10 protein-coding genes and 1 pseudogene are annotated in these 10283 nt (G+C 36.4%); 8 read left to right on the top strand and 3 right to left on the bottom strand.

The window, feature by feature from the left end; genetic code table 11:
• Nucleotides 1-27 precede the first annotated feature (27 nt).
• The 8 genes and pseudogenes from DRF67_RS18090 to DRF67_RS18125 all read left to right on the top strand — a co-directional run bounded on the left by DRF67_RS18090 (nucleotide 28) and on the right by DRF67_RS18125 (nucleotide 6389).
• Nucleotides 28-450 carry a transposase gene (locus tag DRF67_RS18090; protein ID WP_115929707.1) on the top strand — a complete coding sequence of 141 codons (423 nt, stop codon included), beginning with the start codon at nucleotides 28-30 and terminating at the stop codon, nucleotides 448-450.
• A gap of 209 nt (nucleotides 451-659) precedes the next feature.
• A complete protein-coding gene (locus tag DRF67_RS18095) occupies nucleotides 660-998 on the top strand; it encodes a helix-turn-helix domain-containing protein (protein WP_228435846.1) in 339 nt (112 codons plus the stop codon).
• A gap of 948 nt (nucleotides 999-1946) precedes the next feature.
• Complete coding sequence (locus DRF67_RS18100; RefSeq protein ID WP_115929708.1) at nucleotides 1947-2885, top strand: NAD-dependent epimerase/dehydratase family protein; 939 nt, start codon at nucleotides 1947-1949, stop codon at nucleotides 2883-2885.
• Nucleotides 2886-2924: 39 nt separating this feature from the next.
• Nucleotides 2925-3835, top strand: a pseudogene (locus tag DRF67_RS18105) (helix-turn-helix domain-containing protein).
• 115 nt (nucleotides 3836-3950) lie between these two features.
• Nucleotides 3951-4370, top strand: coding sequence for a type 1 glutamine amidotransferase family protein (locus tag DRF67_RS21845; protein WP_228435848.1), 420 nt, complete (start codon nucleotides 3951-3953; stop codon nucleotides 4368-4370).
• The gene (locus DRF67_RS21850; RefSeq protein ID WP_394337875.1) at nucleotides 4304-4636 is read left to right on the top strand and encodes a DJ-1/PfpI family protein; all 333 of its coding nucleotides are present in this window, start codon (nucleotides 4304-4306) and stop codon (nucleotides 4634-4636) included. The genes DRF67_RS21845 and DRF67_RS21850 overlap by 67 nt, the downstream gene beginning before the upstream one ends.
• A gap of 56 nt (nucleotides 4637-4692) precedes the next feature.
• Nucleotides 4693-5679, top strand: coding sequence for an alpha/beta hydrolase (locus DRF67_RS18115; protein ID WP_115929709.1), 987 nt, complete (start codon nucleotides 4693-4695; stop codon nucleotides 5677-5679).
• A gap of 404 nt (nucleotides 5680-6083) precedes the next feature.
• A complete protein-coding gene (locus tag DRF67_RS18125; RefSeq protein WP_115929711.1) occupies nucleotides 6084-6389 on the top strand; it encodes a putative glycolipid-binding domain-containing protein in 306 nt (101 codons plus the stop codon).
• 31 nt (nucleotides 6390-6420) lie between these two features.
• On the opposite strand, the gene DRF67_RS18130 is transcribed toward DRF67_RS18125, so the two are convergent.
• The 3 genes from DRF67_RS18130 to mnmE all read right to left on the bottom strand — a co-directional run bounded on the left by DRF67_RS18130 (nucleotide 6421) and on the right by mnmE (nucleotide 10000).
• Nucleotides 6421-6786: an SRPBCC domain-containing protein gene (locus DRF67_RS18130; protein ID WP_115929712.1), complete on the bottom strand. Its 366-nt coding sequence runs from the start codon at nucleotides 6784-6786 to the stop codon at nucleotides 6421-6423.
• Nucleotides 6787-6824: 38 nt separating this feature from the next.
• On the bottom strand, nucleotides 6825-7718 hold the full coding sequence (locus DRF67_RS18135) for a cyclase family protein (protein ID WP_115929713.1): 894 nt from the start codon (nucleotides 7716-7718) through the stop codon (nucleotides 6825-6827).
• Between the two features lie 896 nt (nucleotides 7719-8614).
• Complete coding sequence (mnmE, locus tag DRF67_RS18145; protein WP_115929715.1) at nucleotides 8615-10000, bottom strand: tRNA uridine-5-carboxymethylaminomethyl(34) synthesis GTPase MnmE; 1386 nt, start codon at nucleotides 9998-10000, stop codon at nucleotides 8615-8617.
• Between the last annotated feature and the right edge of the window lie 283 nt (nucleotides 10001-10283).

Genomic DNA, 10283 nt, shown 5'->3' on the forward strand with positions numbered 1-10283 from the left:
ATAATATAAATAAATACTATCCGTAATATGGATTTAAAGAGATTTCATATCGGTCAATTGATCGAAAAAACAGTTACAGAAAGCGGGATGGAAACATCCCGCATCTGTAACTTCTTGAAATGTAACATTGAAGACGTCGAAAAAATGTACCAATCCGAAAACTTATCTACGAATATTTTATTGCGATGGAGTAAACTTTTGAGATATGATTTTTTTCGATTATATTCCCAGCATTTGATCTTATATGCACCAGCATTGATACAGGAAAAAAAAGAAATTGATAAAAAATATTCACTTCCGAAATTCCGCAAAAGTTTGTATACAAAAGAAATTATTGATTTTATATTGGAGCAAATTGTTTCAGAAAAGATGACTAAAGACCAGGTCATAATGAAATATAGAATACCAAAAACAACTTTATCTAAATGGCTTGCTAAATATAAAGTTTAAAGAATATCTAGTAATAATTCATAAGTAATATGTAAGAAGAATGTAAAATGAACTGTTCAAGTGATATGATTTGAGGATTTTGTTAAAAGTAAAATGTGATATGTTTTGACAAAAGATTATGATGAGAGCTGAACCAATTTCAAAAGTTAGAACTGAATAAAATTGTTGAAAATTAACCATCCTTGAAGTAACCTTCAATAAGTATATCTATGAAAATGAAAAGATATTCAAATAGTGATCCTGATTATGAAGCTATTTATAAGGACATTTTATATCAGAAATTTCCTGAAAAATTGAAAGAATGTCTACCATTGCTGAAGAGAGGGAATTTGTCTGCTATAGATATTCTTAATATCAACCGAAAAATTTTTGGACAAATAGAAGAAGAATCAGTAAAAATGAACCAGAAGTTTCGTTCGTACAATAGATCCGACATCCTGCAAATACTGGATTATCAGAAAAAGAACAAATTAAATAATACCCAACTTGCTAATCATTATAAGCTAAGTAAAAATACGATAACGAAATGGAAAAAGATTTTCATGTAAGGTGTAATAACCACAACTTAATCTTACAGCTTAGTTGTAAAATATTTTAACATTGTTTCAAAGTGTAAAGTTATAAAACTGCAGAGTTCGAGAGGAATTCGCAGTTTTTTTTATCTCTAACATTAGGTCTGGCAAGAAGTCACTATTAAAAGACAAAGAAATAAAGATGCAGGTTACCAAGGTTCTAAATCCATGAACCAGGCAATTACAGACTAGACTAGGAGGTTCCGGGATCCAGTAGAGGCTTCATACTGGACTTTGTAACATTAATCCACATTCCCATTGATACCTGTTGATCATATGATTATATACTGCAGATTCAGATTTATTGGTTAATAAACCTGCACGCATGTTACCAACGACATGAAGATTCTAAAAAAGTTGATGAATTTGGATTTAAGGCAACAATAAGCCAAGAATCTTATTACAACACGTTTTGAATATATTACATTTAATATGTCGAATACCGAAATGTAAATTACTTTATTTTAATATAAATTCACATTAAATCTTAATTAATTGTTAAAAAATGTTAATTGCTTGATTATGTTATCAAGTTATTAAATTTGCAGGTGTAGTCAACTAATCAAAAACCATGAAATCTTATAAAAACAAATGTATTAAAACAATTTTTTATATTAATTCGGTAGTATCTCACTAACTGTGTAAATTATGACGGAAAATTGTGTATATATAAGAATGGAATTCTAATACCATCGCCATTAAATAATTTCTACTCATGTATTGGTCATAGTTCACCAGAAGACTTAAAAAACAAAATAAAAATTTTCATTAATAAAGCTGGAAATATCCCCCTTATACGGATAAAAAAATGCACTGGCTAAAAAAGTGATGTAACAGAGATTATGTTACAATTTTCATGGATTCAGATACGCTGCTTTTAGGTTGATTACGGAACTTTGTATGATAATTTAAACAGCAAAAGATATGCAAACGATATTAGGAGCTAACGGTCAGATCGGCGAAGAGCTCGCAAGAGAACTTAAAAGAAATTTTACATCTGATATCCGCATCGTCAGCAGGGATGCGAAAAAGGTAAATGACATGGACGAGGTGTTTTCTGCTGACCTCTCCATTCGTGAAAAGGCGATCGCAGCGGTAAAAGGCAGTGAAATTGCCTATTTCACATTAGGTCTTCCGATCAGTTCGGATCTCTGGGAAAAACAGTTCCCTCTGATCCTTCGTAACGTAATTGATGCCTGTAAGGTTAATGGTACAAAACTCGTCTTCTTTGATAACACCTATATGTATGCGCAGGATGACCGTGTACTGACAGAAGAAACGGCTTTCGTACCTGTGGGAAGAAAAGGAAGAGTCAGAAGGAAGATGGCAGAAATGGTGTTAAAGGAAATGGAGTCCGGGGAACTTGAAGCAGTGATCTGTCGTGCCCCTGAATTTTATGGTCCGGGCAAAACACAGAGTATTACCAATACTTTGATCTTTAACAATATCAAAGAAGATAAAAAACTGAAAGTGCCTTTGAGCGCAAAGAAGAAAAGAAGCCTGATCTGGACGCCTGATGCCAGCCGTGCTACTGCTCTGATCGGAAATACCCCTGATGCGTTCGGTCAGACCTGGCATCTGCCTGTAGACAAAAGCCATCCTACCTATAAAGAATTTATCCGAATGGCTTCAGCTATTTATGGCAGGGAACTGAAATATACTGTGGTTCCCAAATTGATGTTCAAAATAGGTTCATTTTTCAACAAAAGTGTAAAGGAATTATTGGAGCTCCTTCCAAGGTATCAGCATGACAATCTATTTGACGATTCAAAATTCAGAAAGAAATTTCCGGATTTTCAGGTCATATCCTATAAGCAGGGAATCAAAATTATTAAAGATGAACAGCTTTCAGCAAAAAAATAAATAAGTAAATTAGTCATGTATAAATCTGAAAACCAGCATATGAAAACTCCGGTAAAAGTAACATCTATAAACACCCTTCATCAATTCTTAGGATTAAAAAGACCTTCGAACCCCCTGATCAGTGTGTTTAATTTTGATGATGTCAAACTGGAACCGGAGACTTTACTGAGTGCCGTAATCACTGAATTTTATGTCATTGCACTAAAAAAAGACTGTGCAGGCGGAAAATGCAGGTATGGCCAGCAATATTATGATTTTGATGAGGGGATTATGTATTTTATTGCCCCGCATCAGGTCCTCCAGTTTGATGATATATTGCTTGATAAAGTAAGAGGGTTTGTTCTCGTAGTACACCCGGATTTCCTGCATGGTTACAGACTGGCAACTGATATTAAGGAATACGGTTATTTTTCCTATACAGCCAATGAAGCTTTGCATCTTTCTGAAAAGGAAGAGAAAACAATCTTTGAGATCATAGCGAATGTTGAACAGGAAATTGATATCAACATGGATTCCTTACACAAGATCTGCTTGTCTCTAACCTTGATCTTCTGTTAAAATACTGTGACCGGTATTATAACCGCCAGTTTTTGACCCGAAAGAAAGTGAATAGCGACCTTCTTTCCAAATTGGAGCTATTATTGGATGATTATTTCAAAAATGATCAATTGACCATCAGTGGAATACCCACTGTTCATTCCATTGCTGAGCAGCTTCACCTGAGCGCAAATTACCTGAGCGATATGCTTAGGGTGCAGACAGGACAAACCACACAGCAGCATATCCAGAACCGATTGATCGAAAAAGCAAAGGAATTACTTTCTACAACCTCAATGTCAGTTTCAGAGATCGCCTATCAGCTCGGATTTGAACATCCGCAATCATTTCACCGCCTTTTCAAAAGCCGAACTTCTCTTTCTCCACTGGAATTCAGGTCATCATTAAATTAATGGGAACGCCTTGAAATAAAAGTTGAAAACAGAGATTCGGTTACTAATTCCCGTAATTAAGCTACTGCCAAATGGTCCAAAAGTGCGAATTTTAGGGTAGTCAAATAAGTGATCTATGAAAAAGCTTTTATTAATAGTTACCAATGTCGATAAATATGCCAGCGGTCTGCTCACCGGACTATGGCTCAGTGAGCTGACCCATATCTATCATAAGGCCAAAGAGAAAAAATGGGATATTACAATTGCAAGTCCGAAGGGCGGCCATGTTCCTATTGATCCTGAAAGCCTAAAACCATTGGTACTTGACAAAGTATCAAAAGATTATTATGACGATCCATTATTTATGGATGAACTGAACCATTCAAAAGAACTGCATGAAGTAAGTAATGAATTCTATGATTGTGTATATCTTGCCGGTGGGCATGCTACCATGATGATTTTCCAGATGATGAGAATATTAAAGAAATCATCAGACAGCAATATGAACGCGGGAAAATGGTTGCCGCGATCTGTCATGGGGTCGGTGGATTACTGAATGTTAAGCTCAGTAAGGGTGACTATCTGATCAAAGGAAAATCGATGACAGGTTTTGACTGGTTTGAAGAAACAATCGCCAGACGAAAACGGGAAGTTCCGTTCAACCTGGAAGCAGCCATAAAGCAGCGTGGTGCAGATCTCAGAAAAGCCTTTATACCTATGACATCCAACGTTGTTGTTGACAGTAATCTGGTTACAGGTCAAAACCCGTTCAGTTCAAAGGAAATGGCAAAAGTGGTGGTTGAGCAACTTGGAAAAATATAAACTTTGATGACCTGAATAAGGTTATTACTTATACATTAATCATTAAAATTTCAATTATGGCAAACAACATTAAAGCTGAAAACGATCCACAGATCCTATCAGGTATAAGGGAATTTTTGAAGGGGCTGAACAATAGCGGCGGTAAACCTTTGGAAACACTTACTCCTGAAGAAGCCAGACAGGTCCTTGTTGATGCACAAAAGTCTGTAGAAGTAGATTATTCGGGTATTATCGAATCCGAAAGAGAGATTACACAGGACGGCATTACAGTTAATATCCATATTGTAAAGCCAGCGGGTGCTTCCTCTGAAAACCTTCCTGTCTTTATGTTTACGCATGGTGGCGGATGGGTATTGGGTGATTATCCCACACATAGAAGATTGGTACGAGATTTAGTCGTCCATAGCGGAGCAGCAGCGGTTTTCACGGATTATACACCTTCTCCGGAAGCACAGTATCCTGTTGCGATCAACCAGATATATGCGGCTACAAAGTGGGTGTCGGAGAACGGTGCTGAAATTGGTGTTGATGGTAAAAATATGGCAGCCGCCGGAAACAGTGTCGGCGGAAATATGACTGCGGTACTTTGCCTGATGGCAAAAGATAAAGGCGGACCTGAAATAAAATTCCAGTTACTGTTATGGCCGGTAACTGACGCAGATTTCTCGCGTGAATCCTGGCAGAAATATGCAGACGGTCGATTCCTTACCGCTCCGTTAATGAAATGGATGTGGGATAATTACCTTCCGGACACTGAAAAACGCAAGGAGTATTACGCAACACCGTTCAATGCACCATCAGAAAAGCTTAAGGATCTTCCACCGGCACTCGTTCAGCTGGCTGAAAATGATATTCTATTCAACGAAGGTCTGGCGTACGCAAGAAAATTGGATGAGGCCGGAGTTCCAACGACAATCGAGACTTATAACGGATTTATACATGATTATGGATTATTAAATCCGCTAGATCATATTGAAGCTATAAAATTTTCATCAGAACAGGGGGCATTGGCGCTGAAAAAAGCTTTATTTGGAAACAGTTAATTAAAACCAATTAATTTTTTTATCTTAAAGGTGAATGATTATATAACATTCACCTTTTATTTTATTTAAATTTGAGAAATAAACGGTATTAGAAAGGGAATCAATTCCAAAAAAATGTTCAGAAAATAAGACCACAAACTGTAATTTATCATAATCGAAATGAAAAAGGTTGTCTGGAGAGGCTTAGTTTATAAATCCTGGGAAAATTGCACGATAGAGCTTAAAAATGATGTCTATTATGTAAAATCGGTGATCATTGGCAACTATTTAAACCGTATTTATCATGTAGATTATGTTTTAAAAATAGAGAAATTGTACATGCAGGAATTTGAAATAAAAAACAGAAATTGAAGGGCACAAAAATCGAATTACCGGGATAAACTCTGCAGGTTTATGGTCAATCAATGGAATTCCTAGGCCGATATTTAACGAATTTTCTCTTTATCGATATCTCGGTTACTCCTTTTACCAATACATTGCCAATCAATAATCTGTTACTGGATATAGGACAATCAAAGTCTATTGATGTCATATACATCAACATTCTTGAAAATGAAGTAAAGCCAGTTAAGCAGCTTTATGGCAGAAAGAAGAAGGATCAATATCTGTACGACAACCTTGATACAGAATTTTCCTCGTCGATCACAGTCGATCAGAAAGGGATAGTAAAGAGCGATCCCGATCTATTTGAATTAGTTTTGGAAGATTAAACTCAATTAAGCAATCTCTCTGCACCGGGATCTAAGTTTCCAGCAACAGCTTTAGATCTTCAATCACTTTTGACCAATATTTTCCCGCCACTTCACGCTGACTTTCATTTTTTAATTTATCCACATGGAAGGAAATTGTTGTCTTATCTTTATTTTTCGAAGGAATAAATCTGATCTGTAAGTTGGCGTCTTCTGTGAAATCCTTGTGCCTCCACTTTGTTCTGATATGTGAATATTCTTTAAAAGTTGAAAAATCCTCATCTATACCTTCATTCCAATAGGGTAGTCCACGGTCTGAAAAAAATGTTTCCCAGAGTGTTTCCAGCTTCATTGGTAGGGTTTTCCTTACGCCGAACTGCCAGCCCGCATCTTTTGTTAATCCAATGTTATTTGTCATGTTTATTTTCCTTTAAAAATGAATCCAATTGAATATAATTATTTCTTTTCAACCGAAGCAAATGCCCTGACGGGAAAAGTCCCCACACCTTTAAATTTTGGTGGAGCGGCTGTGAACGTAAAATTCTCAGCCGGTAATTTACTTAGATTGCAGAGATGTTCAACGATTAAAATGCCAGAGCCCAATAGGATTGTATGAACGGGCCTTGTTCTGCCAGACGTGTCATCTATATTGTGCGAATCAATACCTACAAGTTTGACGTTACAATCCCGCAGATATATCGCTGCCTTTTCCGTAAGATATGGATGATCCTGATAATATAGTTCGGTATTCCAATGACTATCCCAACCGGTCTGTATTAATACTGCTTTATTTCTGATTTCTCGATTTTTAAGATGATCTTCCGTAATTTTCAGGTTTTCTGTAAATGATATATGGATCATAACCGCATCTAGCTGGGCAAAATCCTTTAATACCGTTTGTGACATGTCTTTGCCATCTACGAATCTATGAAAAGGACAATCGATATAAGTTCCGGTGTTAGTGACCATTTCTATCTTTCCAATCTGAAAAGATGTATCGCCGTCATAGTTGTGTTTTGACTGTTCCCTGGAGAGATAGTCGCAAATATGTGGTGCGGGCAGCCCCTTGTAAGTTATCAGGCCATCTTCGATGGTATGGCTCAAATCAATCAACAATCCTTCTGTCATACTTTCATCAATTGGTTTGCGTTTATGGGCCTCAATCATGATTTCTTTGTTAAGGATATTAACTTTTCCTACCATTAGCAACTGCATATCTTCAACGATGTAGTCCGCCAGGGCACTATCGCTGATATCGTCTCCGGATATATCTAATCTGAAATCTTCACCTTTGATACTACCACCATTCGTAAAGAATATCTCGAAGTCAAATTTTACTCTTTTTTCCATAGGATGTTTTAATTTCACTATGACAAAAGTGTGGAAATCTAAATATTGTTTACTTGACTTAGATCAATTTGATTGATTTTTTTACTCCTGACCCTACTGAGGGTTTCAGGACTGATCCCAAGGTATGAAGCAATATGGAAAAGCGGTATCCGAGTATCTGCATCCGGGAACTGTTTTAGAAAATAGTGGTATCGTTCATTGGCGTCCAGCAGTAGAAATGAACTTTCCCTACGGCATTTTTTTATATATTCTTTGGCCAAAATATTATTCAATAAAATATTCCATTTAGTATCCTCCCGGAGTAATCTGTCGATGAGCGCCTATGGTATGCTTATCAGATTACATTGTTCAATGCATTGAAAATATAAGTTCGTTTTTTCCTGGGTTAGAAAACTTGTAAATGCAGTAAAAAATTCATTTTCAAAAAAGAATTCGGTATTGATTTCTTTATAATCCTTTTGATAGAAACTTCTTACAAGCCCTTTTTCGAGGAAAAAGAGTTTATCCGCAACCGATAAAGGATTGATTATATTTCTTTCCCTGCCTGCGTTGAAAACTGTAACATTGGACTCCAAAAGCCGGACTTCCTCATCATTCAGTGGAAAAAGATACTGAATGCTATTGATCAATTGGGTTAACGGGTTATTTTCCAAGACTGATAGTTTAAAATTCTGATTACATATGAGTTTGTACAACGAACGATCCGATAATTAAAAGTAATAAATATTAAGCATTTGTTGAATGTTTATAATAAAAATAATATATTCATTAACAAATGGTGTTAAATCCAAAGGTAAAGCTCCCTGTTTAAACTGCTGTAATACAGTGATTTATAGTATATTTAAAAGAGTTTGTTTGATTGCTATAAATTTTTGATTTTCAGCTATTTAAATGTATTATTTCCCGATACAAAACTTAGAAAAAATATTCCCCAGCACCTCGTCATTGGTAACTTCACCGGATATCTCGCCCAAATGTTCCAAAGCATTCCTCAGTTCATATGCTAATAATTCTGTGGAAATCTGAATAGAAATTGCTTCTTTCACTTTGTCCACAGCGTCCAGGGATTTCTGTAAAGCTTCAAAATGTCGCTGATTGGTAATGACAACGTTATTCTCTGCAGATTTTAGCTGCTCTACATAGGAGGAAAGTTCGTTTTTAAGATCCTGAATGTTTTGATTCTCAACTGCAGAAATCTTAATAAAATCAAACTCATGGGTAATCGCATTTCTGAAAATATCTTCCACTGCTTCATATTGGGTAGGAACTACTTCGTCAATTTTTGTGGCGCAGATAATCAATTTAAGATCTTCCCTAAGAAGAGACTGAATCATTTCAATATCCTCTGAGAAATTTTCTGTGGCGGCGTCAGCCAGATACACCAGAATATCGGCGTTTTCAACTTTTTCTTTTGCTTTTTTTACTCCAATAGCCTCAATTTCATCTACCGTGTCACGAAGTCCGGCCGTATCTATAAGCCTGAAAGCATGTCCCTTAATATGTAAGACCTCTTCAATAGTGTCCCTTGTTGTTCCTGCAATATTACTTACAATCGCTCTTTCTTCTTTCAGTAATGCATTAAGAAGGGTAGATTTACCTGCATTGGGCTTTCCGATGATCGCGACTGCCGTTCCATTCTTAATGGCATTCCCGTACTGGAAGCTTTCAATAAGCGAATTAAGTTTCAGTTCAATTTTATCCAGTAATCCTTTCAAAGCAGTTCTATCGGCAAACTCTACATCTTCTTCTGCGAAATCAAGTTCCAGCTCAATCAGGGAAACAAAATTCAGAAGATCGGTTCTTAGTAACGATATTTCATTGGTAATTCCACCTTTTAGCTGATTGATTGCTACTTTTCTTGAAGCTTCGTTTTCTGAAGCTATGACATCCGCAATGGCCTCTGCCTGTGAAAGGTCAATTCTTCCGTTGATAAAAGCCCGAAGGGTAAATTCTCCTGCCTTCGCCATTCTTGCTCCGTTTTTGATCAGGGTTTCAAGAATACGTTTTCCAATATGCGGGGAACCATGGAAAGCAATCTCCACAGAGTTTTCTGTGGTAAAGCTTTTCGGAGCCAGAAATAGGGAAAGCATTACTTCATCAATAGCTTCCTCCCCATCCATAAAATATCCATAATGTAGGGTATGCGATTTCTGTTTTTCCAGCTTTTTTGCCGGAAAACTTTTCTGAACTATGGGTAAAGCATTATCTCCTGAAACTCTGATAATGCCCAAGGCACCTATTCCATTGGCTGTAGCCAGTGCGCAGATGGTATCGTTATTCATGGTGCAAATTTACGCTTTTTAATAATAATTTCGGAAAGACATCATTTTGATGAATAAAAAAAATATTCATCAAAATTGATGGGTTGGATTACTTGACAATAATTTTAAATCCGGGAAGCAGCGGGTTGCCGGTTTTCAGGAATCAAGTACAAAAGGTGTAGGGAGAAACTGAGTGTTTTTTTATTTATACTTTTGCCTTGAAATCGAAGATTATCTCCTTTCCAGTCGATGAATGTTATTTCGACGGAGTCAAACAAAAGTATACAAAAATTCAAGACTGGAA

The sequence above is a fragment of the Chryseobacterium pennipullorum genome, assembly GCF_003384725.1.
Taxonomy (GTDB): domain Bacteria; phylum Bacteroidota; class Bacteroidia; order Flavobacteriales; family Weeksellaceae; genus Chryseobacterium; species Chryseobacterium pennipullorum.